The organism is Spirillospora sp. NPDC048824, assembly GCF_043198455.1.
Classification (GTDB): domain Bacteria; phylum Actinomycetota; class Actinomycetes; order Streptosporangiales; family Streptosporangiaceae; genus Spirillospora.
The window spans coordinates 41,579-66,782 of record NZ_JBICUS010000019.1; the positions used below are offsets into that span (position 1 = coordinate 41,579).

Annotated in this window: 25 protein-coding genes; 15 read left to right on the forward strand and 10 right to left on the reverse strand. The window is 71.9% G+C overall.

The window, feature by feature from the left end:
* Positions 1 to 167: 167 nt before the first annotated feature.
* A complete protein-coding gene (locus ACGFIS_RS30595; RefSeq protein ID WP_392910869.1) occupies positions 168 to 1,520 on the forward strand; it encodes a hypothetical protein in 1,353 nt (450 codons plus the stop codon).
* Positions 1,521 to 1,528: 8 nt separating this feature from the next.
* On the opposite strand, the gene ACGFIS_RS30600 is transcribed toward ACGFIS_RS30595, so the two are convergent.
* From ACGFIS_RS30600 to ACGFIS_RS30610, 3 genes are all read right to left on the reverse strand, one after another.
* On the reverse strand, positions 1,529 to 2,815 hold the full coding sequence (locus tag ACGFIS_RS30600; protein WP_392910866.1) for an MFS transporter: 1,287 nt from the start codon (positions 2,813 to 2,815) through the stop codon (positions 1,529 to 1,531).
* Positions 2,794 to 4,014, reverse strand: a complete 1,221-nt coding sequence (locus ACGFIS_RS30605; RefSeq protein ID WP_392910863.1) for a glycosyltransferase family 4 protein — start codon at positions 4,012 to 4,014, stop codon at positions 2,794 to 2,796. Before ACGFIS_RS30605 ends, ACGFIS_RS30600 begins: the two co-directional genes overlap by 22 nt.
* A 97-nt stretch (positions 4,015 to 4,111) precedes the next feature.
* Complete coding sequence (locus tag ACGFIS_RS30610) at positions 4,112 to 5,662, reverse strand: GMC oxidoreductase (RefSeq protein ID WP_392910861.1); 1,551 nt, start codon at positions 5,660 to 5,662, stop codon at positions 4,112 to 4,114.
* Positions 5,663 to 5,925: 263 nt separating this feature from the next.
* Here ACGFIS_RS30610 and ACGFIS_RS30615 point away from each other — a divergent pair, with 263 nt between their 5' ends.
* Complete coding sequence (locus ACGFIS_RS30615; RefSeq protein ID WP_392910859.1) at positions 5,926 to 7,005, forward strand: dihydrodipicolinate reductase; 1,080 nt, start codon at positions 5,926 to 5,928, stop codon at positions 7,003 to 7,005.
* Entirely contained in the window at positions 7,002 to 7,481 is a 480-nt protein-coding gene (locus ACGFIS_RS30620; protein ID WP_392910856.1) for a carboxymuconolactone decarboxylase family protein, read from the forward strand. Before ACGFIS_RS30615 ends, ACGFIS_RS30620 begins: the two co-directional genes overlap by 4 nt.
* A gap of 1 nt (position 7,482) precedes the next feature.
* Here ACGFIS_RS30620 and ACGFIS_RS30625 read toward each other — a convergent pair whose 3' ends face one another.
* Positions 7,483 to 7,950 carry a nuclear transport factor 2 family protein gene (locus tag ACGFIS_RS30625; protein ID WP_392910854.1) on the reverse strand — a complete coding sequence of 156 codons (468 nt, stop codon included), beginning with the start codon at positions 7,948 to 7,950 and terminating at the stop codon, positions 7,483 to 7,485.
* Between the two features lie 32 nt (positions 7,951 to 7,982).
* Between ACGFIS_RS30625 and ACGFIS_RS30630 the strand changes: the two genes are divergently transcribed.
* Together ACGFIS_RS30630 and ACGFIS_RS30635 are read left to right on the forward strand one after the other, a co-directional pair.
* Complete coding sequence (locus ACGFIS_RS30630; protein WP_392910852.1) at positions 7,983 to 8,573, forward strand: MFS transporter; 591 nt, start codon at positions 7,983 to 7,985, stop codon at positions 8,571 to 8,573.
* Complete coding sequence (locus ACGFIS_RS30635) at positions 8,507 to 9,280, forward strand: MFS transporter (RefSeq protein WP_392911062.1); 774 nt, start codon at positions 8,507 to 8,509, stop codon at positions 9,278 to 9,280. Before ACGFIS_RS30630 ends, ACGFIS_RS30635 begins: the two co-directional genes overlap by 67 nt.
* Positions 9,281 to 9,329: 49 nt before the next feature.
* On the opposite strand, the gene ACGFIS_RS30640 is transcribed toward ACGFIS_RS30635, so the two are convergent.
* Positions 9,330 to 10,166 (reverse strand): 2,3,4,5-tetrahydropyridine-2,6-dicarboxylate N-succinyltransferase, encoded by an 837-nt coding sequence (locus ACGFIS_RS30640; protein ID WP_392910850.1) that lies wholly within the window; start codon positions 10,164 to 10,166, stop codon positions 9,330 to 9,332.
* A 44-nt stretch (positions 10,167 to 10,210) separates the two neighbouring features.
* On the opposite strand from ACGFIS_RS30640, the gene ACGFIS_RS30645 reads away from it, so the two are divergent.
* Positions 10,211 to 11,137, forward strand: coding sequence for a hypothetical protein (locus tag ACGFIS_RS30645; RefSeq protein WP_392910848.1), 927 nt, complete (start codon positions 10,211 to 10,213; stop codon positions 11,135 to 11,137).
* Here the strand turns inward: ACGFIS_RS30645 and ACGFIS_RS30650 are convergent.
* Complete coding sequence (locus tag ACGFIS_RS30650; RefSeq protein ID WP_392911060.1) at positions 11,130 to 11,804, reverse strand: 4'-phosphopantetheinyl transferase family protein; 675 nt, start codon at positions 11,802 to 11,804, stop codon at positions 11,130 to 11,132. The genes ACGFIS_RS30645 and ACGFIS_RS30650 overlap by 8 nt on opposite strands.
* A gap of 28 nt (positions 11,805 to 11,832) precedes the next feature.
* Between ACGFIS_RS30650 and dapE the strand changes: the two genes are divergently transcribed.
* Both dapE and ACGFIS_RS30660 read left to right on the forward strand, forming a co-directional pair.
* Positions 11,833 to 12,909, forward strand: coding sequence for a succinyl-diaminopimelate desuccinylase (gene dapE / locus ACGFIS_RS30655; RefSeq protein WP_392910846.1), 1,077 nt, complete (start codon positions 11,833 to 11,835; stop codon positions 12,907 to 12,909).
* Positions 12,910 to 12,929: 20 nt separating this feature from the next.
* Positions 12,930 to 13,706 carry a TIGR00730 family Rossman fold protein gene (locus ACGFIS_RS30660; protein WP_392911058.1) on the forward strand — a complete coding sequence of 259 codons (777 nt, stop codon included), beginning with the start codon at positions 12,930 to 12,932 and terminating at the stop codon, positions 13,704 to 13,706.
* Between the two features lies 1 nt (position 13,707).
* On the opposite strand, the gene ACGFIS_RS30665 is transcribed toward ACGFIS_RS30660, so the two are convergent.
* On the reverse strand, positions 13,708 to 14,187 hold the full coding sequence (locus ACGFIS_RS30665) for a hypothetical protein (RefSeq protein ID WP_392910844.1): 480 nt from the start codon (positions 14,185 to 14,187) through the stop codon (positions 13,708 to 13,710).
* A gap of 194 nt (positions 14,188 to 14,381) precedes the next feature.
* On the opposite strand from ACGFIS_RS30665, the gene ACGFIS_RS30670 reads away from it, so the two are divergent.
* The 5 genes from ACGFIS_RS30670 (at position 14,382) to ACGFIS_RS30690 (ending at position 19,381) form a co-directional block, all read left to right on the forward strand.
* Positions 14,382 to 15,446: a S1C family serine protease gene (locus ACGFIS_RS30670; protein ID WP_392910842.1), complete on the forward strand. Its 1,065-nt coding sequence runs from the start codon at positions 14,382 to 14,384 to the stop codon at positions 15,444 to 15,446.
* A gap of 104 nt (positions 15,447 to 15,550) precedes the next feature.
* Positions 15,551 to 16,219: a TetR/AcrR family transcriptional regulator gene (locus tag ACGFIS_RS30675; RefSeq protein WP_392910840.1), complete on the forward strand. Its 669-nt coding sequence runs from the start codon at positions 15,551 to 15,553 to the stop codon at positions 16,217 to 16,219.
* Positions 16,216 to 17,160 (forward strand): ATP-binding cassette domain-containing protein, encoded by a 945-nt coding sequence (locus tag ACGFIS_RS30680; RefSeq protein ID WP_392973359.1) that lies wholly within the window; start codon positions 16,216 to 16,218, stop codon positions 17,158 to 17,160. The genes ACGFIS_RS30675 and ACGFIS_RS30680 overlap by 4 nt, the downstream gene beginning before the upstream one ends.
* Positions 17,157 to 18,761 carry an ABC transporter permease gene (locus ACGFIS_RS30685; RefSeq protein WP_392910836.1) on the forward strand — a complete coding sequence of 535 codons (1,605 nt, stop codon included), beginning with the start codon at positions 17,157 to 17,159 and terminating at the stop codon, positions 18,759 to 18,761. The genes ACGFIS_RS30680 and ACGFIS_RS30685 overlap by 4 nt, the downstream gene beginning before the upstream one ends.
* 17 nt (positions 18,762 to 18,778) lie before the next feature.
* Positions 18,779 to 19,381, forward strand: a complete 603-nt coding sequence (locus ACGFIS_RS30690) for a TIGR00730 family Rossman fold protein (RefSeq protein WP_392910833.1) — start codon at positions 18,779 to 18,781, stop codon at positions 19,379 to 19,381.
* Positions 19,382 to 19,471: 90 nt separating this feature from the next.
* On the opposite strand, the gene ACGFIS_RS30695 is transcribed toward ACGFIS_RS30690, so the two are convergent.
* On the reverse strand, positions 19,472 to 21,277 hold the full coding sequence (locus ACGFIS_RS30695) for a thiamine pyrophosphate-requiring protein (RefSeq protein ID WP_392973361.1): 1,806 nt from the start codon (positions 21,275 to 21,277) through the stop codon (positions 19,472 to 19,474).
* Positions 21,278 to 21,329: 52 nt separating this feature from the next.
* Positions 21,330 to 22,355 carry an SDR family oxidoreductase gene (locus tag ACGFIS_RS30700; RefSeq protein WP_392910829.1) on the reverse strand — a complete coding sequence of 342 codons (1,026 nt, stop codon included), beginning with the start codon at positions 22,353 to 22,355 and terminating at the stop codon, positions 21,330 to 21,332.
* A gap of 197 nt (positions 22,356 to 22,552) precedes the next feature.
* Here ACGFIS_RS30700 and ACGFIS_RS30705 point away from each other — a divergent pair, with 197 nt between their 5' ends.
* Together ACGFIS_RS30705 and ACGFIS_RS30710 are read left to right on the forward strand one after the other, a co-directional pair.
* Positions 22,553 to 23,374: an inositol monophosphatase family protein gene (locus tag ACGFIS_RS30705; protein ID WP_392910827.1), complete on the forward strand. Its 822-nt coding sequence runs from the start codon at positions 22,553 to 22,555 to the stop codon at positions 23,372 to 23,374.
* 106 nt (positions 23,375 to 23,480) lie between these two features.
* Complete coding sequence (locus ACGFIS_RS30710) at positions 23,481 to 24,848, forward strand: alkaline phosphatase PhoX (protein WP_392973363.1); 1,368 nt, start codon at positions 23,481 to 23,483, stop codon at positions 24,846 to 24,848.
* Between the two features lie 14 nt (positions 24,849 to 24,862).
* Here the strand turns inward: ACGFIS_RS30710 and ACGFIS_RS30715 are convergent, their stop codons facing one another.
* Positions 24,863 to 25,180: a hypothetical protein gene (locus tag ACGFIS_RS30715; RefSeq protein ID WP_392910823.1), complete on the reverse strand. Its 318-nt coding sequence runs from the start codon at positions 25,178 to 25,180 to the stop codon at positions 24,863 to 24,865.
* Between the last annotated feature and the right edge of the window lie 24 nt (positions 25,181 to 25,204).

Sequence of the window (25,204 nt, forward strand, 5' to 3'; positions counted from 1 at the left end):
TCCCCTCGCTGATCTTGTCGTCATCTTGATCGAGCATCTCATTCCCGGCCGCACCACGTCGTCTTTGCGGCCGGGGCTCCGGGGGGCGGCGGGGCCGGATGTGGTCTTCGCCATTCCACAAACCGACCGGACGGTATGTAATGCCTTTGATCTTCCAGAGGAGCATCATGCGCATCCGAGCCCTCATCGCATCCGCCGCCACCGTCCTCGCCCTTGTCGTCCCGCTGGGTACCGCGGGGACGGCCCATGCCGACCGGACACCGGGCGACCAGCCGCTTCCCGGGTACACGATCGAGAATCCGCCGCTGCCGCCCGCGCAGGTGGACGGGAAGCCGTCACGGGTGCTGCAGGGCGTGCACAACCATTCGGCCTACATCATCGAGACTCCGCCGGGCTGGAACGGCAAGCTGGTGCTCTACGCGCACGGGTACGCCGGCCAGGGGTTCGTGCTGAGGGTCGGGCCGCCGCCGTTCGGGCTGCGGCAGCGGCTCCTCGACCAGGGGTACGCGTGGGCGGCGTCGTCCTACTACCGCAACGGGTACGACGTCCGGGCGGGTGTGCTGAGCACGCGGGACGTCGCCGAACTGTTCGCCGACAAGGTGGGACGGCCCGGGCAGCGCCTCATCGTCGGCGTTTCGATGGGCGGCCACGTCGTCGGGCGCTCCATCGAGCAGTGGCCCCGCTACTACGACGGCGCGCTGCCCATGTGCGGGGTCCTCGGCGACCATGAGCTGTTCGACTTCTTCCTCGACTACAACCTCGTCGCGCAGAATCTGGCCGGCGTCCGCGAATACCCGGTGACCGACGAGTACGCGACCGTGACCGTCCCGAAGATCATGGAGAATCTCGGGCTGACGGAGTTGACGCCGGGCGGCCCGGACACCACGAACGAGCGCGGGAAGCAGTTCCGCTCGATCGCCGTCAACCGGACGGGCGGGCCGCGTCCCGGCGACGCGCAGGCGTTCGCGTTCTGGAAGGCGTTCCCGTTCACGCTCGCGGCCCCGCCCGTTCCGGACGCCACCCTGGCCGAGAACCCGGATCAGCTCTCGACCAACCTGTTCACCCGGTACGAGCCGAACGAGCCGTTCGACGTCAACGCGAGCGTGCAGCGGGTCCGGCCCGAGAACCTGCCGGCGCGGTTGTCGAACCGGCTCTCCCAGATTCCGCGCATCAACGGGCGGCCGGGGGTTCCGGTGCTGAGCCTGCACGGCCTGGGGGACATGTTCGTCCCGTTCTCCATGGAGCAGATCTACGCCTCCGAGGTGGCGCGGCACCACCGGTCGCGGCTGCTCGTGCAGCGCGCCGTCCGCACGATCCAGCACTGCGAGTTCTCCGCCACCGAGGCGGGGACGGCCTGGGACGACCTGGTCCGCTGGGTCGACACCGGCAGCCGCCCGGCCGGTGACGTGACCACGAAGCCGCGGGTGGTGGCGGATCCCGACTACGGGTGCCGCTTCAGCGACCGGGCCGCCTACGACGCCGGCGCGGGCACGCGGAGGTTGTTCGGCGCCTGTCCCTGACCACCCGGTCAGGCGGATTCCGGGTGTCCGGAACGGGCGCGGGGTCTCCGGATGAGGAACGCGCCGGCGATCACGATCAGGCCGGACACGGCCAGCACCGCCTGGGCCGGTTGCATGCCCAGCGGAGTCTCGTCCCAGTGCCGCAGCAGGTCGGCCGCCGCGCCGGCCACCAGCGCGGCGAGGGCCAGGCCGAACCGCAGGGTCGCGTGGAACGCGGTGAGGGCGAGATTGCGCCGGTAGCCCTCCAGTCCTTCCTGAAGGTAGGTGATGCCGCCGACGAGGGCGGCGGTGGCGGCGGCGCCGAACACCACGGCGCCGGCGAACGCCCACGCCACCGAGGCGATCAGCCCCATCGTCGCGACCACGACGCCCTGGACGACGGTCGCCGTCCTGATCTGCTTCATCAGATCCCACGCCCCCTGGCGGACGAGCACCAGGCCGGTGACCGCGCCGACCCCGAACAGCGCCACCAGGGTTCCGAACCCGATCGGGCCCGCGTCCAGGATGTTCCTGACGAACACCACACCGAGGGAGAACAGCGCGCCCAGTCCGAGCGCCACGACCGCGATGCCCGGCAGGACCGCGCGCACCACCGGGAGCCGGAGCCCTTCGATGAACGTGCCCTCCTGCTTCATCGGGCCCCGGGGACGCCGCTCCCCGGGGGCGGGGCCGAGGTCGGCGATGGACCGGATCGCGAGGTAGCACGCCAGATAGGTCAGGGCGTCCAGCCAGAACACCGCGAGGTACCGCCAGTGGCCCTCCCAGCCGAGGGCGTCGGTCGTCCACAGCACCAGCCCGAACACCCCGGCGCCGACCGGGATCATCCCGTAGGAGGTGGCCATCGTGATGCCGTTCGCGACCTCCAGCGTGCCGGTGTCGTGCTCGTCGCCGTGCTTGCGCTCCCCGGGGTCCTCGATGAGGAAGGGGATGGAGGCGTCCCGGGCCGGCAGGAACACCAGGGCGGCCAGCTCGATGGCGAACGCCCAGAAGTACAGCCACCACAGCAGCGGGACGATGGGAAGCGCGAACGCCATGCCCATCATGGCCAGGTTGGCGTACATCATCACCTGGCGCCGCGGCCAGTGGGTGACGATCCGCGCCGCGAGCGGGGCGCCGACCGCCGAGGGCAGCAGGCGCAGCACCAGGACGCCGCCGACCGCCGTCGTGGAGTCGCTCAGCTCCAGCACGAAGTACATCAGGGCGAGCGTGCCCATCCAGTCACCCAGGGAGGAGACCGTCTGGCCGACCATGAGGCGCCAGAAGTCGGGGCGGTTCAGCCGCTCCTTGAGTCCCATGCGGGGCTCACCCTCCGTGCCGCGTCCTGAAGCCCCGTTCCGGGCCGGGCCGCCGGTGCGCTGGATCCCGCGGTTCCGGCGGGTTCGGCGGGGGCGCCGCGGAGGAGGTCGGCGAGCCGGGCGGCCGCGCGGTCCCAGCTCCATTCGTCGCACACCCACCGGCGGCCTGCCCCGCCCATGCGGCGGGCGCCGCGCGGGTCGTCCAGCAGCCCGTTCAGGGTGCGGGTGAGGGTGCGGGGGGACGCCGCGTCGATCACGGTCCCGGTCCGCCCGTCGAGGACGGACTCGGGGCTGCCGCCGGACCGGCCCACCACGACCGGCAGCCCGGCCGCCGACGCCTCCAGGACCGACAGCCCGAGGCCCTCGACCTGGAGCCCGCGGCGGTCGTCCCGGCACGGCAGGACGAAGGCGTCGGCGGCGGCGTAGTAGCGCGGCAGGTCGCCGCCGGAGACGGGCCCGGTCACCGTGACGGTGCCGGGGGCCAGCCGCGCGGCCTGGCCGGTGAGCCACCGCCGCATCGGCCCCTCCCCGACGATGACCAGCCGGGCGTCCGGATGCCGCCGGACGACGTCGGGCCAGGCCTCCAGCAGCCGGTCGTGGCCTTTGCGGCGGACGAGGCGGGAGACGCTGACGATCACGGGCCCGTCCCCGAGCCCGTGCCGGCGGCGCACCGCCGCGCCGTCCAGCCCGGGACGGAACCGGACCGGGTCGACGGCGCCGGCGAGCCGGACCAGCCGCGTCCGGTCGCCGAGGACGCCGGACATCTCGTCGCGGCTCACGGCGGTGAGGAAGGTGAGCGCGTCGAACGCGCGGGCGGCGGCGCGGAGCGCGCGGCGGGTGGGCGCGGCGCGGAACCAGCCGAGTTCCTGGCCGTGTGTGGAGCCGATCAGCCGTGTCACCCCGGCCGCCTTCACCAGCGGCGCGTACATGGCGAACGGCGCGGCGGCGGGGATCCAGCCCACGTCCGTCCCGTGCTCGGCGACGAGCCGGCGCAGCCCGCGGAACAGCAGGTAGCCGTGCCGCCGTACGACGGGGAAGTCCAGCCGGGCGTCGAACTCCGCGGCCCCGGGCCAGGCGGGCGCGACCACGAGCAGCCGGTCGGCGGGGAGCCTGCGCACCAGTTCCCAGGTGAAGGTCTGCACCCCGCCCGGCTCCGGTGGGAAGTGCCCCGTGAGCACCAGAGTCCGGGGAATGTCCATGGGGACCCGTTTCCCCGGCATCCGCGGGCCATTCACCGGACGTCCGGCCACACGCGCCCGTGGCCGGACCGTCGTCAACGGCGCGTCAAAGGAACGGTCACAGATCGGTCGTGATGATCTTTTCGATGTTCCGCTCGGCGAGGGCGGTGATGGTGACGAACGGGTTCACGCTGGTGTTGCCGGGGATGAGCGAGCCGTCGATGGCGTACAGGCCGGAGTAGCCGTGCAGGCGGCCGTAGTTGTCGGTGGCCTTGTTGAGGACCGCTCCACCGAGCGGGTGGTAGGTGAGGTGGTCGCCCCAGATCTTGTAGGTGCCGAACAGGTCGGTCCGGTAGATCGTCCACTCCTTCTGGTTGATCTTGTCGAAGATCGTCTTTGCCATGTCGATGCCCTGCTGCTTCCACGCGGTCTGCCAGTTCAGGTCGACTCTGCCCGTCCCGGCGTTCCAGGAGAAGGCGGCCCGGTGCGGGTTCTTGGTGATCGACAGGTAGAACGACGCGTAGGTCTCGATGCCGGTGGGAAGCGGCGCGACCTCGGCGAACGCCCCGCCGGCGTCCCAGTTGTCGATGCCGACCGTGGGGATGGACGACTGCAGGCTGCCGGTCGCGTCCCACATGTGGTTGGCGCGGCCGCACATGACGTTGCCGTTGTCGCCCCAGCCCTTGCCGACCTCGCTGTTCAGGTTGGGCAGCGCGCCCGTGGCCTTCAGCTTGACCAGAAGTTTGCTGGTGCCGACGCTGCCGGCCGCGAAGAACACCCTGTCGGCGGTCACGGTCTTGGTGCCCGTGACGTCGCCGCTGCTGTTGAGCTGCTCCATGACGACCGTGTAGCCGCCGCCGGACGCCGGGGACACCGAGGTCACCCTGTGCAGCGGTGAGATGGCGACCCTGCCGGTGGCCTTGGCCCGGGCGAGGTAGGTCTGCTGCAGGGACTTCTTGCCGTGGTTGTTGCCGTAGAGGATCTCGGCGTCCAGCGCCGATCTGGGAACGTTCCCGGCCGCCTCCTGCTCCATGTAGTCGAAGTCGTAGACGTTGTTCACGTAGACGAAGTCGAAGCCCGAGCGCTCGGCGTGCTTACGTCCGACCCGGGCGTACTGGTAGCAGTCGGTGCTGTCGAACCAGGCCCGGTCGATCTGGTTGACGCCGAGCCCGGCGTTGGCGCGCGGGTAGTAGACGCCGTACATCTCGTTGGCGTCCACGGACGGGAGGACGTAGCCGAACCGGCTGCGCTCCGGGGTGACGGCCATCCCGCCGTTGACCAGCGAACCGCCGCCGACGCCGCGGCCCTGGTAGACGGTGATGCCGCTGAAGTCCTCGGCGTCCAGGATCCCGGTGTAGCGGGGGACGTCCTTGTCGAGCGGGAAGCCCAGGAAGTTGCTGAGGGGCTGCTTGGTCCTGGTCCGGAGCCAGTACGACCGGTAGTCCGGCGTCCTGGTGTTGGCGAAGATCTTTCCGTCCGAGCCGGGGGTGTCCCAGGCCATCCCCATCTCGATCATGTGGACCTGGACGCCCGCCTGGGCGAGCCGCAGGGCGGCGACGGAGCCGCCGTACCCGGTGCCGACGATCAGTGCCGGGACGTGCGCCCCGTTGCCGATCGGACCGGCGGCGGCGGTGGCCGCGGCACGGGCATGGCCGGTGCGGCCCAGCATGCCCAGGCCGACGATAGAACCGGTTCCAGCGAGGAGCGTGCGACGTGAGATGGCAGTGGATGGACCGGCTGGCATGGTGGAGTCAGCCATGTGACCTCCCTCACTCTGGACGAGATTGGAACAGGTTCTATCCCTCGAATTGAGCGAAGTCACTACATACCTGAAAGTAACTTTTGTTTGATCACGCACCCGTAGCAACAGGTTACGGGCTGTCAACCAAATGCTTGCTTGGCAAGCGGGCGGGGCCTTGTTAGCCTCTGGCCATGATCTCCGCGATCGTCTGGGGCACCGGCAACGTCGGCAGGCTGTCCATCCGCGCGGTGGAGGCCCATCCCGCGCTGAAACTCACCGGCGTGATCGTCCACGACCCCGGCAAGGACGGACGGGACGCCGGCGAACTCGGCGGCCTCGGCCGCGACCTCGGCGTCGCGGCGACCACCGACGTCGACGCCGTCCTGGCCACCGGCCCGCAGGCCGTCGTGTACGCGGCGTCCGGCGACATCCGCCCCGACGACGCCCTCGCCGACATCGTCCGCGCGATCCGCGCCGGCGCCGTCGTCGTCACCCCCGCCCTGTACGCGCTCTACGACCAGCGCAACGCCCCGCCCGAGATGCGGCAGGCCGTCCTGGACGCCGTCGCCGAAGGCGGCGGCTCACTGTTCGTCTCCGGTGTCGACCCCGGCTGGGGCAACGACGTCCTGCCGCTGATGATCAGCGGGCTCGGCGGCACCATCGACGTGATCCGCTGCCAGGAGATCTTCGACTACACCACCTACGACCAGCCCGACTCCGTCCGGTACCTGGTCGGCATGGGCCAGCCGATGGACTACGAGCCGCCCATGCTCGCCGCGACCGTCCCCACCATGGTGTGGGGCGGGCAGGTCCGGTTGATGGCCCGCGCGCTAGGTGTCGACCTGGACGAGATCCGCGAGACCGTGGACCGCCTCCCCCTGGACGAGACCGTGACCACCAAGTCCATGGGCGACTTCGAGAAGGGCACCCAGGGCGCGGTGCGCTTCGAGGTGCAGGGCATCGTGCAGGGCGAACCCCGCATCGTCATCGAGCACGTCACCCGCATCCACCCGTCCTGCGCCCCCGGCTGGCCGGTGCCGCCGGACGGTGACGGGGCGCACCGCGTCATCATCGAGGGCGACCCGCGCATCGAGGTCACGGTCGAGGCCACCGACGAGGCGGGCAACCGCGCCGCCGGTGGCAACGCCACCGCGGTCGGACGCCTCGTCGGCGCCGTCGACTGGCTCGTGGACGCCGAACCCGGGCTCTACGACGCGCTCGACGTCCCCGTCCGTCCCGCCGTCGGCAAGCTCGGAGGCACCCGCCCATGAACCTCGACATCCCCGACGGCAAGGACCCGATCCAGTACGCGTGGGGCGAGATGGTCCCCGGCATCGGCCCCGCCGCCGCGAACCTCTCCCTGGCCGTCTACCAGCACACCACCCTCGGCCTCCGCGAGTTCGAGGCCGCGCGGCTGCGCATCGCGCAGATCAACGGCTGCGTGTTCTGCCTCGACTGGCGCACCGAACGCGACGGCCAGAAGGTCGAGGACGAGTTCGCCGACGCGGTGACCGAATGGCGCACCACGACCGCCTTCGACGACCGCACCCGCCTCGCCGCCGAATACGCCGACCGCTACGCCCTCGACCACCACGGCCTGGACGAAGAGTTCTGGGACCGGATGACCGCGCACTACACCCAGCGCGAGATCGTGGAGCTGAGCATGTGCATCGGCTCCTGGCTGGCGTTCGGCCGCCTCAACCACGTCCTCGGCCTCGACACCATGTGCATGCTCCCCAGGCCCTGACTCACTCGTCCTCGATGCGGGAGAGCTTGTCCGGGTTGGCGACGGCGTAGATGCCCTGGACGCGGTCGCCCGCCGGCGCGAGGTCGAGGACCATGACGCCGAACGGCGCGTCCGCGTCGAACAGCACCGCCGACGGGTCGCCGTTGACCGCCCGGTAGCGGACGTGGAGGTTCTCGGGCCGGTGGCGGGCCGTGGTCCCCACGATGACGCGGGCCACCCTGTCGCGGCCGTGGACGGGCCGCAGCATCGTCCCGGCCCGCCCGCCGGCGTCCCTCCACAGGGTCACGTCCGGGGCCAGCATCTCCAGCAGCGACTCCAGGTCGCCGCCGAGCGCCGCCTGGAGGAACCGCTCGGTCACCTGCCGCTGGACCTTCGGGTCGGCCTGGTAGCGCGTCTCCAGGACGACGAGCATCGCCATCGACACCGCCTCCGTCCGCTCCGCGGCGTCACCGGAGTCGGCATGGCTCACGAGCGGCTCCGGCAGCCACGGCCCCACGTAGGGTGCCGTCCGGCTACCTGCTCACCTACGGCGGGTTCAGGCTGCTCGGCGGCCGCCTCGCCGACCTGCTCGGCCGCCGCCGCGTCGTCGTCGCCGGGACGGTGCTGTTCTCGCTGTCCTCGGTCGTCGGCGGCCTCGCGACCGGCTCCGGGGCCCTGATCGGCGCGCGGCTCGCGCAGGGCGCCGGCGCCGCGCTCATGCTGCCCGGCACCCTGTCCATCCTGACGACGATGTTCAAGGAGGGCGGCGACCGCGCCAAGGCGCTCGGCGTCTGGGGCGGCGTCGCCGGCGGCGCCTCCGCCGCGGGGGTCCTCCTCGGCGGGCTGCTGACCGAGGGACCGGGCTGGCGCTGGGTGATGCTGGTCAACGTCCCGGTCTGCGTGCTCGTGATCGCCGGCCTGTTCCTCCTCGTCGAGGGCGACCGGCGCAGCGCCCGCCTGGCGAACTTCGACGTCCTCGGCACCGTCCTGGTCACCGGCGGGATGATGCTGCTCGTCTACACCCTGGTCAAGGCCCCGGACGCCGGCTGGGACACGGCGCGCACCATCGGCGGCCTCGCCGGTTCCTGGCCCTCCTGGTCGCCTTCCTGGTGAACGAGCAGCGCGGCCGCAACCCGCTGCTGCCCCTGTCGATCTTCCGGATCAAGGGGCTCGCCGCGGCGGACGTCACCCAGCTCGTCGCCGTCGCGGGTTTCCTGTCGATGTTCTTCTTCCTCAGCCTCTACATGGTGAACGTCCTCGGCTACTCGCCGCTGGAGACCGGCTCGGCCTACCTGCCGCTCTGCTTCGGCGTCGGCATCGCCGCCGGCATCTCGACCAAGGTGATCCCCCGCGCCGGGACCCGGCCGCTGATGATCGCGGGCCTGCTGCTCGCCGCGGCCGGCCTCTACCTGCTGTCGCGCATCCCCGTGGACGGCCACTACCTCACCGACCTGCTGCCCGGCCTGATGCTCGCCTCGTTCGGGCTCGGCTTCACGTTCGTGTCCATCACTGCCGCTGCCAATGCCAACGTCCCACCGGACAAGGCCGCCCTGGCCGCCGCCCTGCTCAACGCCTCGCAGCAACTCGGCGGCGCACTCGGCCTCGCGGTCCTCTCCGCGGTCGCGGCGTCCCGCACCGGCGACCTGCTCGCCGACCGGACCCCGATGCCCGAGGCGCTGACGTCGGGCTTCTCCCGGGCCCTCCTGGCCGACGCCGTCTTCCTGGTCGCCGCCGTCGTCGCCCTCCGCGCCGCCAACACCACGGGCGAAGCCGAGGAGGTGCCCCTGGACACGAGCCCGGAACCCGTCCCGGCCAAGTAGAAAGACCACGGCCCGGCCCCCGATCCGCACGGCGTCGGGGGCCGCCCCGTCAGGTGTTGATGCCGTGGTCGCGCAGGATCTCGTTGAGGGACGCCTTGTCGTGCCGCTGGCCCTCTTCGAGGCGCTTCAGGATGAGCACCGCCGGGAGCCCGAACGTCCCGCCCTTGAACTCCTTGGTGCGGGTGCCGCCGACCGCGACGCACCAGTCGGGGATGCGGCCACGGCTGATCTCCTCGCCGGTCTCCACGTCGATGACCGGCATGGACGCCGACAGGTTCGTGCCGGACCCGACGACGGCGCCCTTCCCGACCCGCGCCCCCTCGACGATCATCGAGCGGCTGCCGATCATCGCCTCGTCCTCGACGATCACCGGCTTGGCGTTCGGCGGTTCCAGGACGCCGCCGATGCCGACGCCGCCGGACAGGTGGACGTTCTTGCCGACCTGGGCGCAGGAGCCGACGGTCGCCCACGTGTCGACCATCGTGCCGGAGTCGACGTAGGCGCCGATGTTGGTGAACGACGGCATCAGCACCACGCCGGGCGCCAGGTAGGAGCCCCAGCGGGCGATCGCGCCGGGGACGACGCGGACGCCGTCCAGGTTGCTCTTCAGCGGGATCCGGTCGTGGTACCGGAAGTCGCCGACCTGGGAGCGCGCCATGCCGAGGACCTTGAAGCTCAGCAGGATCGCCCGCTTGGCCCGCTCGTCGACGATGACCTCGTCGGACGCGGGGTCGATGTGGGCGACGCGGGCCTCGCCGGCGTCGATCTGGTCGACGGCGGCCACGATGGCGGCCCGCGCGTCGGCGTCCTCGGGGCTGAGGTCGGCGCGCCGCTCCCACAACTCGTCGATGCCGCCGGAGATCGGGCTGGTGAACGATTCGGTCATGGCTCCTGAGCTTAGTGGTGGCCATCTCCCGGTACCTTCGTCGCGTGGCTGTTTGGGCAAGGTTGAGGACACGCCCCGACGGGGGCGCGGACGGCGGCGGCGGGCGCCGCCGGCGTGGCGGCCTGGGCTGGGCGGCGGGCCTGTCGGTGATCGTCGTGCTGCTGACCGTGGGCGGCTATGCGCTGTTCCAGCGTGCCCGCCCCTATCTGCACGGGTCCGGCTGCGAGGTGGCGGCGAGCACCGGCAAGATGCCGCTCGACCTGGAGCAGGGCGCGAACGCCGCCACGATCGCCGCCGTCGCGTTCCGCAAGCGACTGCCGGAGCGGGCCGTGGTGATCGCCTACGCGACCGCGATCCAGGAGTCGCACATTCGCAATCTCCCGGGCGGCGACCGCGACTCGGTGGGCATGTTCCAGCAGCGCCCGTCGCAGGGGTGGGGCACCCCCGACAAGCTCCGCGACCCCGTCCAGTCCACGAGCAAGTTCTTCGACGCCCTGGTCAAGGTGAAGGGCTACCTCGACCACGACCTGCACATCGCGGCGCAGGAGGTGCAGCGCAGCGCCGACGGCGGCGCCTACGCCCAGCACGAGGACGAGGGCCAGGTCCTCGCGCTGGCGTTCACGGGACGCGAGCCGGGCACCGCGCGCTGCTGGTATCCGCCCGACAAGGTGACCGAGTCCCGCCGCCCGGAGGCGATCCGGGAGATGCGCCGCGCGTTCGGCAGCCGGCTCCAGGTGAGCGGCCCGAGCCCCCTCACGGCGGGCGCGCCGTCGCGTCCGGAGTCCTGGAACGCGGTGAAGGCGACCAGCGCGCGGTTCGGCTGGGCCGTCGCCGCGTGGGCGGTGACGCACGCGCAGGTGTACGGGCTCAGCGAGGTCCGCTACGCGGGCAGGCACTGGGAGGCCGGCGCGGGCCACGACGGCTGGACGCCGGACGGATCGGCCCCGCGCGACAGCGTCATCGTCAAGTGACCTCGGTGATCTTGAGGGGGCGGCCGGTGAGGACGGCGGCAGCGGCGGCGTAACCGGGGCCCGGGGCGAGGTCGGCCAGGCGGACGGGGGAGACGGCCGCGTCGCCGTCCCACGACAGGACCTCGGCGGGCTCGTCGGGCGCGGAGACGCGGATGGCCGTCATCGGGGCGGCCAGGCCGTGGCCCGTCGCCTTCAGCAGCGCCTCCTTGCGGCTCCAGTACGAGTGGAAGCCGCGCCTGCGGTCGGGCATGGCCGCGAGCGCCTCCCGCTCCGGGACGGTGAGGATCATCTCGGCGAGCCGGTCGATGTCGCGGTCGCTCTCCCGCTCCACGTCCACGCCGACCTCGGCGCCTTCGGCGAGGACGAGGACGACGCGGTCACCGGAGTGGGAGAGCGAAAAGTCCACGCCGGTGCCCGCGAGCCGGGGCTTGCCGTGGGTGCCGCCGCAGTGGCGGCAGTCGGTGGTGAAACGGATGCCGCGCGGATCGCGGCCCGTGACCTCGGCCAGCGTCGTCCGCGCGAGGAACCGGCCGGTGACGAAGCGGGCCTTGTCCTCGGCGCGGCGGAAACGCTCGTAGCGGTCGCGTTCCGCGTCGTCCAGGAGGGAGCGCATCCCGGGTTCGTCGGCCGGGACAGCCCAGCGGACGGCGCACTCCAGCACAGTCATGTCCACGACGCGATGATAAGACTTGAGCATGGGCCTGGATCTCTTCTCGGACGTCGCGGACCTGACGGCGGCGATCGTCGACATCGAGTCGGTGAGCGGCGACGAGAGGCTCCTCGCCGACGCCGTCGAGGAGGCGCTCCGGACGCTGCCGCATCTGGCGGTGGAACGCGACGGCGACAGTGTCGTCGCCCGCACCGATCTCGGACGTGCCGAACGGGTCGTCCTGGCCGGGCATCTCGACACCGTGCCGCTGAACGGCAACCTTCCGTCCCGCGTGCTGGGCGACCGGCTCTACGGCTGCGGCACGACGGACATGAAGAGCGGCGTCGCCGTCGCGCTGCGCCTCGCCGCCACCGTCACCGAGCCGACCCGCGACATCACCTACGTCTTCTACGAGTGCGAGGAGGTCGAGGCCGAGCGCAACGGGCTGCGGCGGCTCGCGGAGACGCGCCCCGATCTCCTCGCCGGCGACTTCGCCGTGCTGATGGAGCCGACCGGCGCGCAGATCGAGGGCGGCTGCCAGGGCACGATGCGCGCCGAGGTCACGGCGAAGGGGGAGCGGGCGCACAGCGCGCGGGCGTGGATGGGCTCCAACGCGATCCACGCCGCGGGAGCGATCCTGGACGTGCTCCGCGCGTACGAGCCGACCCGCCCGGTCGTGGACGGCCTGGAGTACCGCGAGGGCCTGAACGCCGTGTTCATCGGCGGCGGCGTCGCGGGCAACGTCATCCCCGACGAATGCGTCGTCACGGTGAACTACCGGTTCGCGCCCGACAAGTCCGCCGCCGACGCCGAGGCGTACGTCCGGGAAATCTTCGGCGGCTTCGAGGTGAAGGTCACCGACAGCGCGGCGGCCGCGCGTCCCGGGCTGACGCATCCGGCCGCCGCCGCGTTCGTCGCGTCCAGCGGCGCCGAAGTCCGCGCCAAGCTCGGCTGGACGGACGTCGCCCGCTTCGCCGAGCTCGGCGTCCCGGCCGTCAACTACGGCCCCGGCGAACCGACCCTCGCCCACACCAAGGACGAGTACGTCGAGATTCCCCTGATAGCGGAGTGCGAGCGACGTATGCGCACGTGGCTGGAGGGGCCTACTAACGTGGCCCCATGACCTTGCATCCTGATTCCCCCATGCGACGGCAGGGGCCCGCCATGCTGCGGGGACGGGCCGTCCCGAAGACCACCACCGACCAGCGGCTCCTGGAGGCGCGCGGCCCGGTCGACTGGCTGCACGCCGACCCGTGGCGCGTGCTGCGGATCCAGGCGGAGTTCGTCGAGGGGTTCGGCCTGCTGGCGGAGCTGCCGAAGGCGGTCAGCGTGTTCGGCAGCGCCCGCACCAAGCCGGACTCCGAGGAGTACAAGCTCGGCGTGGAGATCGGCGCCCGGCTGCACGAGGCCGGTTACGCCGTGGTCACCGGCGGCGGCCCGGGGATCATGGAGGCGGCCAACAAGGGCTGCGACGAGAGCGGCGGCCTGTCGGTGGGGCTCGGCATCGAGCTGCCCTTCGAGCAGAAGCTGAACGACCACATCGACATCGGGCTGGAGTTCCGCTACTTCTTCGTCCGCAAGACCATGTTCGTGAAGTACTCGCAGGCGTTCGTGGTGCTGCCCGGCGGTTTCGGGACGCTGGACGAGCTGTTCGAGGCGATCACTCTCGTCCAGACCAGGAAGATCACCCGGTTCCCGATCGTCCTCGTCGGCACCGAGTTCTGGGGCGGCCTGATCGAGTGGATCCGCTCGACGATGCTCCCGTCCGCCAAGATCTCGGCCCACGACCTCGACCTGATCCACGTCACCGACGACCCGGAGGAGGCCGTCCGCGTCATCGTCGACGGCCACACCCGCGCCGAGCAGGAGATCATCGAGGCCCGCGCGGCGGCGGAGGCGGGGGAGACCGGGGCCGAGTGACTCACCGGCCTCGCCGGCGGCGGGACGAGGGCTCGGGGGCCAGCCGCCCGCCGACGACGATGCCGTACAGGAGATGGTCCAGGGCGACCACGGCCCGCCATTCGAAACCGTGCTCGTGCACGTGCCTGACACCGAGCACCGGGGCGATGCCGGCCTCGAAGCCGAGCCAGATCACCAGCCCGTAGACGGGGCCGCTGAGGGGGTTGCTCCGGATCCGGCGGGGCAGCAGCCCGTACACCGTGCCTCCAGCCGCGCCGTACGTCCAGTGGAAGAGTTCGGTGAGGGCCTCCCGGTGCCTGTCGGGCAGTTTCCGCAGGGCCGGCAGATGTTGCTTCACGATCGCCTCGGGCGGGCTCTGCTCGTGCGGACCGACGGCGGCGGTCACCGTCCGCGCCCCGGTCATCGCCATCGCGGCGACCAGTCCGCGCGCCCCCGCGCGCACGACCGTGCCCGCGTCCCTCTCCGGCATGTCCGCTCCCATGACGACCTCCCCAGAGGTCGTCTGCCCTCGCATCCCGCACCCATGCGCCGAGCCGGTGTCGCGGCGGCTCGGCGGGGCGGCGGAGCCCGTGCTCGGCGAAGTCCGTGCCCGGCGAAGTCCGTGCTCGGCGAAGTCGGGGCCGGTTCGATGCCTGTTCTCCGGGAGGCGGGAACAAGTCCGTCCGGAGGTGGAGCGTGAACAGGAACGCGACGATCAAGACGTGTGCGGCGGCGATGGGGCTCGTCCTGCTCGCCGGATGCAGCGGCGACGGCGGTAACGAGGAGGCGACCGGGGGGGCGGCACGGACTCCGGTGCCGGCGACCGGCGCGGCGGCGGAGGTACAGCAGCAGTTCGAGAAGGTCGTCGACGCCGTGCTGCCCTCCGTGGTGAAGGTCGAGACGGGCCAGGGCGAGGGGTCGGGCGTCGTGTTCGACGGCCAGGGCCACGTCGTCACCAACGCGCACGTGGTCGCCGGGGCGGAGCAGATCAGGGTGGTGGCGGCCAGCGGCGGCACGCCGCGGGAGGCGCGGCTCGTGGGCGCCTTCGTGCCGGACGACCTGGCCGTGCTGAAGGTGGACGGCGCCACGCTGAAACCGGCGCAGTGGGGCGACTCCAGCAAGGCCGAGGTCGGGCAGATGGTCTTGGCCATGGGCAACCCGCTCGGGCTGGCCGGAAGCGTGACCAACGGCATCGTGTCCGCGCTGCACCGGACGGTGTCGACCCAGGGTGCGGGCGACTTCGCCGGCTCGACGATCGCCGACGCGATCCAGACGAGCGCGCCGATCAACCCGGGCAACAGCGGCGGCGCCCTCGTCACGCTCACCGGGAAGGTGATCGGCGTCCCGACCGCCGCGGCCACGGGCTCGGGCGGCGGCGCGGCGCCCGGGATCGGTTTCGCGACGCCGAGCAGCACGGTCAAGCGGATCGTTCCGCAGCTCATCAAATCCGGGAAGGTCTCCGATTCGGGCCGGGCGGCGCTCGGCGTGGTGGTCCGCACGCTCGTCGACCCGGAGACCGGGCGGCCCTCCGCGGTCGCCGTCGTGGAGGTCCTGCCGAACACCGGCGCCGCCGGGGCGGGCATCGAGGCGGGCGACCTGATCCTGTCGGTGAACGGCACCGCCACGCCCACGCAGACGGCCCTGACCACCGTCCTCGCGGGTGCCAAGCCCGGCCAGACCGCGACGGTCGAGATCAAGAAGCCGGACGGCTCGAAGCGGCAGGTCAAGGTGAAGCTCGGCGAACTTCCCCTGAACGACTAGCCCGCGACTAGCCCCTGAACGACCAGCCCCTGGACGCTCTCGCCTGTACGCGAGTACAGTGTACAGACGTACAGGCTACTGAACATGCGTACAGGCGGTTGAGAGTGTCAGGAAGTGAGCGACCCGGCGACCTGACCGGGCGGGCCCGGATCAGGGACGCGGCGCTGCTGCAGTTCGCCGAGCTGGGCGTGAAGGGCGCGACGATCCGGGGCATCGCGAAGGCCGCCGGCGTCTCGCCCGCCCTGGTCCAGCACCACTACGGGACCAAGGAGGCGCTGCGCCGGGAGTGCGACGAGCACGTGATCGAGGTCATCCGCGACGTCAAGCAGGAGGCGCTCAGCGGCGGGATGGCCAACCCCGGTTTCCTGGCGATCGCCATGCGGACCGCCCTGCCCATCCAGCGATACGTGGCCCGCGCCCTGACCGACGACTCCGAGGCCGCACGCACGCTGTTCGACGACGCGGTCGAGTTCAGCGAGGAGGTCCTGAGTCGCGGATCGCCCGGGATATACGAACCGCAGACCGACGACCTGCACGCCTACGCGACCGTCATGACCGCGATGAACTTCGGGTTGATCGTCCTTCACGAACACCTGTCACGCGCCTTGGGCGGCGACGTCCTGATGGGCGAGGGCTATCCCCGGATGGCCCTGGCGATGATGGACGTCTACGACGACAGACTCCTGACCCCGGAACTGTCCGAGCAGGCGCGCACCGCCCTGAAGTCCATGCTCGCCGAGGGCGGACAGCCCTCCCGGGAGGAGAACCGGTGACCACGAACACGCCCCCCGTCGAAATCTCCGGCCTGGTCAAGAACTTCGGCCGGACCCGCGCCCTGGACGGTCTCGACCTGACCGTCCGGCAAGGAGAGGTGCACGGTTTCCTCGGCCCGAACGGCTCCGGGAAGTCGACCACGATCAGGATCCTGCTCGGCCTGCTGTGCGCGGACGCGGGCACGGCCCGGCTGCTCGGGGGCGACCCCTGGCGCGACGCCACCGAGCTGCACCGCCGTCTCGCCTACGTCCCCGGCGACGTGACGCTGTGGCCCAACCTGTCCGGCGGCGAGGTGATCGACCTGCTCGGCCGGATGCGCGGCGGGACGAACGCGGCCCGCAAGGCCGAACTGCTCGATCGCTTCGAACTGGACCCGCGCAAGAAGGGCCGCGCCTACTCCAAGGGCAACCGGCAGAAGGTCGGCCTCGTCGCCGCGCTCGCCTCCGACGCCGAGCTGCTGCTCCTGGACGAACCCACGTCCGGCCTGGATCCCCTGATGGAGGAGGTGTTCCAGGAATGCGTCCGCGAGGCGCGCGGCGAGGGGCGGACGGTCCTGCTGTCCAGCCACATCCTGTCCGAGGTCGAGGCGCTGTGCGACCAGGTGACGATCATCCGCAGGGGCGCCGCGGTGGAGTCCGGCACGCTGGACGAGCTCCGGCACCTGGCCCGCACGTCGATCCACGCCGAGCTCGCGTCCCCGCCGGACGGTCTCGCGATGCCCGGCGCCCATGACGTCCGCGTCGACGGCACCACCATCAGGTTCGAGGTGGAGACCGCGCGGCTCGACGACGCGCTGCGCCGGCTCACCGAGATCGGCGTCCGGAGCCTGTCCAGCAGGCCGCCGACGCTGGAGGAGCTGTTCCTGCGGCACTACAAGGACGAACTGGCCGAAGAAGCCGAAGAAGCCGAAGCCGGAAAAGCCGAAGAAGGCGCACGATGAGGGGCCTCGTCGGAACCGGTGGGCTGAGCCGGCTGATCCTGCGGCGTGACCGGTTCATCCTCCCGGCCTGGGTTCTGGTGGCCGCCCTCATTCCGATCAACTTCGTGGCGGCCACCGAGCAGCTGTTCCAGACGGACGCCGACCGGTTGCAGTACGCCGCGACCACCGGGACGAACCCGACGTTCCTGGCGCTGTACGGGCCGCTGTACAGCAGTGATCTCGGCGGCATCATCGTCCAGCGCGCCGGGTTCCTCCCCGTGGTGATCGGGCTGATCAGCATCCTCACGGTCATCCGGCACACCCGCACCGAGGAGGAGGCGGGACGCCGCGAGCTGCTCGGCGCGACGGTGACCGGACGCGGCGCGGGCCTGGCCGCCGCTCTCATCGTCACGATGGCGGCGAACCTCGCGATCGCCGTGCTGCTCGCCGCCGGGATGGCGGCGCAGGGCCTGCCGCTCACCGGGTCGCTGGCCTTCGGCCTCCAGTTCGCCGCGGGCGGGTGCGTGTTCGCCGCGGTCGCGGGCGTCACCGCACAGCTCAGCGAGGGCGCCGGCGCGGCCAGGGGAGTGGCCGTCAGCGTGCTCGGCGGCGCTTTCGCGGTCCGGATGGCCGCCGACGTCGGCGGCGAGGGCAACGCGCTGACATGGCTCGGCTGGCTGTCCCCGCTCGGCTGGGCGCAGCGGATGCGTCCCTACGGCGGCGAACGCTGGTGGACGCTTGCGCTGACCGTCGCACTCATCGCCGTCCTGGTGGCGGCGGCCGGGGCGCTGTCGGCCCGCCGGGACGTGGGCGCGGGGATCATGCCGCCGAAGCTCGGGCCCGCCGACGCGCCGCCCCGGCTGTCGGGTCCGTTCGGGCTCGGCTGGCGGCTGCAGAGCCGTCCCCTGTACGGCTGGCTCGCCGGGTTCGCCGCGCTCGGCGTCGTGTACGGCGGCGTCGCGGGCGGCGTGAAGGACATGGTGGCGGACAACCCCGAACTGAAGGAGATCTTCACGGCCCTCGGCGGGCAGTCCGGCATCACCGACGCCTTCTTCGCCGCGTCGATGAGCATCCTCGGCCTGATCGCGGCGGCGTACGCGGTGTCGGCGACGCTGCGGCTGCGGACCGAGGAGGCCGGCCGGCGCGCCGAGCCGCTGCTCGCCACGGCGACCGCCCGGCTCCGGTGGGCGGCGAGCCACCTCGTGTTCTCGCTTCTGGGACCCGCCGCCGCGATGACCGTCGCCGGCGCCGCCGCGGGCCTGGCGCACGGACTGAACGTCGGCGACGTCGGCCGCGAACTGCCCCGTGTCCTCGGCGCCGCGCTGGCGCAGCTGCCCGCCGTCTGGCTGGTCGCGGCGATCGCGCTCGCCCTGTTCGGCCTGGCGCCCCGGTTCACCGGCGCCGCCTGGGCCGCCGTCGCGGCCTTCGCGGTGATCTCCATGTTCGGGGCGGCGCTCGACCTGAACCAGTGGATCATGAACGTGTCGCCGTTCACCCACATCCCGAAGCTTCCCGGCACCGCGCTCACCGCCGCGCCCTTCGGCTGGCTCGTGGCGCTGACCGCCGCCCTGTCCGCCCTCGGCCTGGCCGGCTTCCGGCGCAGGGACATGTCCGCCCACTGACCGGCTAAATTGGCCTGGTGGAATCCGCGAAGCCGCTTGCCGTCTGTGTGTTCTGCTCGTCCAGCGGGAGGATCGACCGCCGCTACGTCGACCTCGCCGCGCAGGTCGGCACGGAGCTGGCCCGGCGGGGCCACAGCCTGGTCAGCGGCGGCGCCCGGGTGTCGTGCATGGGGGCCGTCGCCCGCGCGGCGCGGGCCGGCGGCGCCCGCACCGTCGGGGTGATCCCCGAGGGGCTCGTCAGCGTCGAGATCTCCGACGAGGACAGCGACGAACTGATCGTCACCGGCGACATGCGGACCCGCAAGGGCGAGATGGACCGCCGCAGCGACGCGTTCCTCATCCTGCCCGGCGGCATCGGCACGCTGGAGGAGCTGTTCGAGGTGTGGACGGCCCGGGTCCTCGCCATGCACGACAAGCCCGTCGTCATCCTCGACCCGACCGGCGTGTACGACCCGCTCCGCGAGCTGATGGAGGGTCTCACCGCGCAGGGCTTCGCCCGCCACCGGATCTGGGACGCGATCGGCTGGACGGCCACGGTCCCCGAGGCGTTCGACCTTCTGGAGCGTTCGCAGCCCCGCATCGAGTTCTCCCCCGGGGACTACGCGGAGACCCAGCTCTGACGGGCCCGCGGACGGCCGGTCCCGGTGGTCCCGGTCGCGGTGGTCCCGGCCGTCCACGCCCCCCCGGGGCCGTGTCCTGCGGTAGGCCGGTCAGTCGTGCTTGCGGCCCGGCATGTTCTCGTACATCTCGGTGAGCTTCTGCCGGAAGCCGCGCGCGGCGATGCCGGCCTTCTGCGGGTCCCGGAGGCCGGCCTTGACCGCCTTCTTCGCCTGGTCCTTCATGATGTGCGGCGGGATCGGCGCGATCTCGTTGTCGACGACGAACTCCACCAGCACGGGACCGTCACTCGCGAGGGCCTCCCGCCAGGCGTCGGTGACCTTCTTCGGCTTGTCGCAGTAGATGCCCTTCAGCCCGCACATCTCGGCGTACTCGGCGTACGGGAAGTCCGGGATGGACTGCGAGCCCTCGTACTTGGGGTCGCCGCCCATCGCGCGCTGCTCCCAGGTGACCTGGTTGAGGTCCTGGTTGTTGAAGACGGCGAAGATCAGCGGCGGGGAGCCCGCCATGCGGTCGGCGTACCGCTTGACCGTGAGCATCTCGTTCATGCCGTTCATCTGGAACGCGCCGTCGCCGACGAAGCAGATCACCGGGCGGTCCGGGAAGGCGAACCGGGCGGCGATCGCGTACGGGACGCCCGGCCCCATCGTGGCGAGGGTCCCCGACAGCGACGCCTTCATGCCGTCGCGGAGCTTGATGTGGCGCGCCCACCAGTTGGTGGCCGAGCCGGAGTCGGCGGTGAGGACGGTCCCGTCCTGGAGCAGCGGGGACAGCTCGTGCGCGACGGCCTGCGGGTTGATCTTGCCTTCGAAGCTCTGCCCGGCCCGCTTCTCCATGACGGTGTTCCAGCTGCGGACGTTCTCCTCGATCTCCCCGCGCCAGGACCGGTCCGCCTTGCGGCGCAGGAGCGGGATCAGCTCCTTGAGGGTCTCCTTGGCGTCGCCGACGACATGGGCGTCCATCGGGTAGCGGATGCCGATCATGCGGCCGTCGATGTCGATCTCGACGCCGCGGCAGCTGCCCTCGTCCGGCAGCCACTCGGCGTAGGGGAAGCTGCTGCCGATCATGAACAGGGTGTCGCAGTTCATCATCATCTCGTCGCTGGCCTTGGAGCCGAGCAGGCCGATCGGGCCCGTCACGAACGGCAGGTCGTCCGGGACGACCTCGCGCCCGAGCAGCGCCTTGGCGATGCCCGCGCCGAGCAGTTCCGCCGCCTCGAGCACCTCGGCCTGCGCGTTCGCGGCGCCCTGGCCGATCAGCATGGCGACCTTCTCGCCCTCGTTGAGGATGTCGGCGGCCTTGCGCAGCTCCTCGGTGTCGGGCAGGACGCGCGGCCGGCTCCACCCCACGCTGGAGTACACCGACCCGTGCTCCTTCGGCGGCGAGGGCATCGCCTCCGACTCCTGGACGTCCTCGGGGATGATGATGGTCGCGACGCCGCGGGTGGTCAGCGCCGTCTTGAACGCCCGGTCGATGACATGCCGGACCTGCCCGGGATGCATGCAGATCTGGCAGTACTCCGACACGTCGGCGAACAGGGTCTCCAGCGCCACCTCCTGCTGGTAGTGGGTTCCCTGGGCGAGGCGTTTCTGCTGCCCGATGATCGCGACGACGGGCTGGTGGTCCAGCTTCGCGTCGTACAGGCCGTTCAGCAGGTGGATGGCGCCCGGCCCGGACGTCGCCACGCAGCAGCCCACCTCGCCGGTGAACTTGGCGTGCCCGCAGGCCATGAACGCGGCCATCTCCTCGTGGCGCGTCTGGATGAACTCCGGCTTCCCCTCGGCCCGGTCGAAGGCGCCGAGCATGCCGTTGATGCCGTCACCCGGATACCCGAAGACCCGCTCAACGTCCCATTCGGTCAGCCGCTGGAGGACGTAGTCGGCGACTTGCTGAGCCATTGATCTCTCCTCGTCGGTGGTGTCGTCATGCCCGTCTCGCCGGGGCGGCCCGTCAGCGCCGCAGCAGCTTCGCCGCGCCCGCCGCGGCGCCCGCCGCGGCCCCGGCCGTCGCGGCGCCCACCAGGTACTTGTGCCGCCCCGCCCACATCTGCGGGCTCCTGGCGTGCGACTGCTCGTCGAACCGGCCGCGGCTTCCGTGGTCGTGGCCGGACGCGTCGTCGGCGGGCTCCCACAGGTTCGCCGGCTGGTCCGGGCGGGTCGGCTTGTCCGTCTGCTGCGACGCGAACGCCGACCGGGCCAGATAGCGGTCCAGCAGCCCGGCCGCGAACGTGTTCGCGATGATCGTGCCGGCCGTGCTGCCGCCCACCCAGTACTCGCGGCGCCGCGGATGCTCGGCGGCGTAGACGAGCGCGTCCGCCGCGATCTCCGGCTGGTAGATCGGCGGCACCGGCTGCGGACGGCGCGGCAGCCGCGCCAGGACCCAGTCGAACTGCGGGGTGTTCACCGCCGGCATCTGCACCATCGTCACCTTCACGCCGCTGCCCTCGTGCATCAGCTCCGCGCGCAGCGAGTCCTGGAGCCCCTGGACGGCGTGCTTGGCGCCGCAGTAGGCGCTCTGCAAGGGGATCCCGCGGTAGGCGAGCGCCGAGCCGCATTGGACGATGACGCCGCGGTCGCGCGGCATCATCCGCCTCAGCGCCGCCCTGGTCCCGTTGGCGTAGCCGAGGTAGGTGACCTCCGTGGTGCGCTTGAACTCGTCCGGCTCGATCTCCCAGAACGGCGCGAAGACGGAGGAGAACGCCACGTTCACCCACACGCCGATGGGCCCGAACTCCTCCTCGACCGTCTGCGCCGCCCGCTCCACCCCGGCCATGTCGGCCACGTCGACACTGATCGGGAGCGCCCGCCCGCCGGCGGACTCGACGTCGGCGGCGGCGCCCGCCAGGCCCTCCTCGCCTCGCGCGAGAAGGCCGACCCAGGCCCCCCGGCGGGCGAACGCCGCGGCGGCGGCCCGGCCGATCCCGCCGCTGGCGCCCGTCACCACGACGACGGTGCCCTTATCGATCTTGTGTCTCATCTCGTCCTCACGGCAGCGCTGGTCCCGGCACAGAGACCCACTGCCCGAGCCGGGCACGCTGTAACGCGGCACCGGCCGGCGTGGTCCGGCCGGTGCGTCCCCGGCCGGTGTGGCCGGGGAATCCTCGGATACCGTCGAAACCGCGTGCCACCGCACTCGGACGACCGCACCGAGGGAACCGCCACCGAAGGAGACGCATGAACGCCGACGTGCCCGCCTCGCGGGAACTGGCCGGGATCGCCGAACTCGCGGCGCGCACGACCGGCGACCGGCTGCGGACGGCGTTCCGCTCCCGTCCCGAGGTCGACCTCAAAGCCGACTTCCACGACCCGGTCACCGAGCACGACCGCGCCGCGGAGGAGACCATCCGGGAGGTGCTCGCCGAGCAGACGCCCGGCAGCGTCGTCGTCGGGGAGGAGGGCGGCGTACAGGGACGCGACGGGAACCTCCGCTGGTATGTCGATCCCATCGACGGGACGGCCAACTTCGCCGTCGGCCTGCCGTTCTTCTGCACCTCCATCGCCGCCGTCGCGGACGGCGAACTGGTGGCGGGCGTGGTGTACGACCCGATCCGCGACGACATGTTCACCGCGTCCCTCGACGGCGCGACCTGCAACGGCGAGCCGATCCGCAGCGGCGGCGCGGCCGGCGACCGGGCCGCCGTGCTCGCCACGTCCTACCCCAGCGCGCGGGACCTGGCCGGCGACCGGACGGAGACGCTGCGGCGCTACGGGCTGCTCGTGGACGCCTTCGCCACCGTGCGCAGGCCGGGCAGCGCCGCGCTCACCCTCGCGCACGTCGCCGCCGGCTGGACGGACGTCGCTTACGACTCGTCCATCAACGCCTACGACATCGCGGCCGGGCTGCTGCTCGTCAGGCAGGCGGGCGGGACGTACCTGCCGCTCGGCGGGAAACCGGGCGGGGACGACTGGGACGCCCCCGGGTACCTGGCGTGCGTCGGCGGGTTCGACCTGGCCGGCTCCGTCGTGTCCGAGGTCGCGGACCTCGCGGCCCGCTGAATGCAAGATTGTCCTGGGGGTTTGCCGACCGGCCGGTGATCGTTCATCGGTGGTTCAGGGGCGGCGACCAGGCTCCGGCGTGATCCCCTCACGTGAAGGAGTGCCCATGTCCGTGACTCGTCGCGGAGTCGTCAAGGGCGGCGCCGCCGGTGCGCTGTCCATCGCCCTCGCCGGAAGCCTGGACGGAATCTTCCAGACGTCCGCAGGTGCCGACACCGGAGAGGCGTACGGCTACGGCCCGCTCATCCCCGACCCCAAGGGCGTCCTGGACCTGCCCAAGGGTTTCTCGTACAAGACGCTGTCGAAGGAGGGCGACTCCATCTCCGACGGCGTGGTCGTCCCCGGCCACCACGACGGGATGGCCACGTTCTCCGCAGCCGGCCACGGCCACGGTGACCGGGGCCACGGCAGGGGCGGCCACGGCCGGCCCGGCAACACGCTGCTGGTCCTCAACCACGAGCAGGGCACCAACGGCACCCGTGCCGTGGGGACGCCCGAGCTGACCTACGACCCGGTCGCCAACGGCGGCACGAGCACCCTTGAGGTCGACGGCCGCGGAAACCTCCTGTCGCAGTACGTCAGCCTCGCCGGGACGGCCGTGAACTGCGCCGGCGGCCGCACCCCCTGGGGCACCTGGCTGACGTGCGAGGAGACCGAGGGCATCCGCGGCGAGAGCAAGAGCCACGGCTGGGTCTTCGAGGTCGACCCGCACGGCCGTCGCACCGAACCCGTCCCGCTGACCGGGCTCGGCCGCTTCGCCCACGAGGCCGTCGCCGTCGACCCGCACACCCACACCGCCTACCTCACCGAGGACGCGTCCAGGCCGTTCGGCCTGTTCTTCCGGTTCCTTCCCCGCTCACACCGCGGCGGCTACCACACCTACATGGCCGGGGGGAAGCTTGAGGCGCTGAACGTCCCGGGCGTCCCGGACCTGTCGCTCGTGACCGAGCCCGGGACCCGGCTGCGCGCCCGGTGGGTGGACGTCCCGGACCCGCTGGCCAAGCAGACGTCCATCCGCAAGCAGTTCGAGGACGGCGACGTCACGCGGAGCCAGAAGCTCGAAGGCGCCTGGTGGGGGCACGGCAAGGCGTACTTCGTCGCCAGCTTCTCCAGCACGGAGGACGGCGCCGCCGGCGACCACGCGGGCCAGGTCTGGACCTACGACCCGCGCCGCAACGAGGTCGAGCTCCAGCTCATCTTCAAGCCGGGCGGCCGCTTCGACGGCCCGGACAACATCACGGTGTCCCCGTACGGCGGCGGCGTGATCCTGGCCGAGGACGGCGACGGCGAGCAGTACCTCGTCGGCACCACGCGCAAGGACGAGCCGTTCGCGATGGCCCGCAACGCCCTCAACGGCAGCGAGTTCACCGGCGTCACGTTCTCCCCGGACGGGCGCACGCTGTTCTTCAACCGCCAGTCCGGCCCCGGCGCGACGTTCGCCGTCACCGGCCCCTGGCACCGCCTGCGCGGGTAGCCCCGGCTCCGGGGTCAGGCGAGGCCGCGGCGGGCGACCGCCGGGGGGCGGGTGCCCTGGATGGACGCCACCATGTCCAGCACCTCGTGAAGCGCCTCCGCCTGCGACTCCGGCACCCGGAACAGAGTCACACCCAGCCACGCGTAGACGGACGCTGCGGCGAGCAACCCGGGATCGGGCTCCCGCGCGTCCGTCTCCAGCGTGACGAGCACCGCGGCGTCACCGGCGGTGAGCCGCTCGACCCGGCTCACCGGTGGCGCCGTGCCCGCGTCCGCGGCCCCGTCCGGAACCGGCGCGTCCGGTGAAAGGACCTTCCGCTCTTGCATCCTCATGCCGCCAAGCGTGGCACGATCGGG

Excerpts from the sequence above, each read along its gene's own strand:
- ACGFIS_RS30595 (WP_392910869.1), top strand. The coding sequence starts at position 168 with ATGCGCATCCGAGCCCTCATCGCATCCGCCGCCACCGTCCTCGCCCTT.
- ACGFIS_RS30600 (WP_392910866.1), bottom strand. The coding sequence starts at position 2,815 with ATGGGACTCAAGGAGCGGCTGAACCGCCCCGACTTCTGGCGCCTCATG.
- ACGFIS_RS30605 (WP_392910863.1), bottom strand. The coding sequence starts at position 4,014 with ATGGACATTCCCCGGACTCTGGTGCTCACGGGGCACTTCCCACCGGAG.
- ACGFIS_RS30610 (WP_392910861.1), bottom strand. The coding sequence starts at position 5,662 with ATGCTGGGCCGCACCGGCCATGCCCGTGCCGCGGCCACCGCCGCCGCC.
- ACGFIS_RS30615 (WP_392910859.1), top strand. The coding sequence starts at position 5,926 with ATGATCTCCGCGATCGTCTGGGGCACCGGCAACGTCGGCAGGCTGTCC.
- ACGFIS_RS30620 (WP_392910856.1), top strand. The coding sequence starts at position 7,002 with ATGAACCTCGACATCCCCGACGGCAAGGACCCGATCCAGTACGCGTGG.
- ACGFIS_RS30640 (WP_392910850.1), bottom strand. The coding sequence starts at position 10,166 with ATGACCGAATCGTTCACCAGCCCGATCTCCGGCGGCATCGACGAGTTG.
- ACGFIS_RS30650 (WP_392911060.1), bottom strand. The coding sequence starts at position 11,804 with ATGACTGTGCTGGAGTGCGCCGTCCGCTGGGCTGTCCCGGCCGACGAA.
- dapE (WP_392910846.1), top strand. The coding sequence starts at position 11,833 with ATGGGCCTGGATCTCTTCTCGGACGTCGCGGACCTGACGGCGGCGATC.
- ACGFIS_RS30660 (WP_392911058.1), top strand. The coding sequence starts at position 12,930 with ATGCGACGGCAGGGGCCCGCCATGCTGCGGGGACGGGCCGTCCCGAAG.
- ACGFIS_RS30665 (WP_392910844.1), bottom strand. The coding sequence starts at position 14,187 with ATGGGAGCGGACATGCCGGAGAGGGACGCGGGCACGGTCGTGCGCGCG.
- ACGFIS_RS30685 (WP_392910836.1), top strand. The coding sequence starts at position 17,157 with ATGAGGGGCCTCGTCGGAACCGGTGGGCTGAGCCGGCTGATCCTGCGG.
- ACGFIS_RS30695 (WP_392973361.1), bottom strand. The coding sequence starts at position 21,277 with ATGGCTCAGCAAGTCGCCGACTACGTCCTCCAGCGGCTGACCGAATGG.
- ACGFIS_RS30700 (WP_392910829.1), bottom strand. The coding sequence starts at position 22,355 with ATGAGACACAAGATCGATAAGGGCACCGTCGTCGTGGTGACGGGCGCC.
- ACGFIS_RS30705 (WP_392910827.1), top strand. The coding sequence starts at position 22,553 with ATGAACGCCGACGTGCCCGCCTCGCGGGAACTGGCCGGGATCGCCGAA.
- ACGFIS_RS30710 (WP_392973363.1), top strand. The coding sequence starts at position 23,481 with ATGTCCGTGACTCGTCGCGGAGTCGTCAAGGGCGGCGCCGCCGGTGCG.
- ACGFIS_RS30715 (WP_392910823.1), bottom strand. The coding sequence starts at position 25,180 with ATGAGGATGCAAGAGCGGAAGGTCCTTTCACCGGACGCGCCGGTTCCG.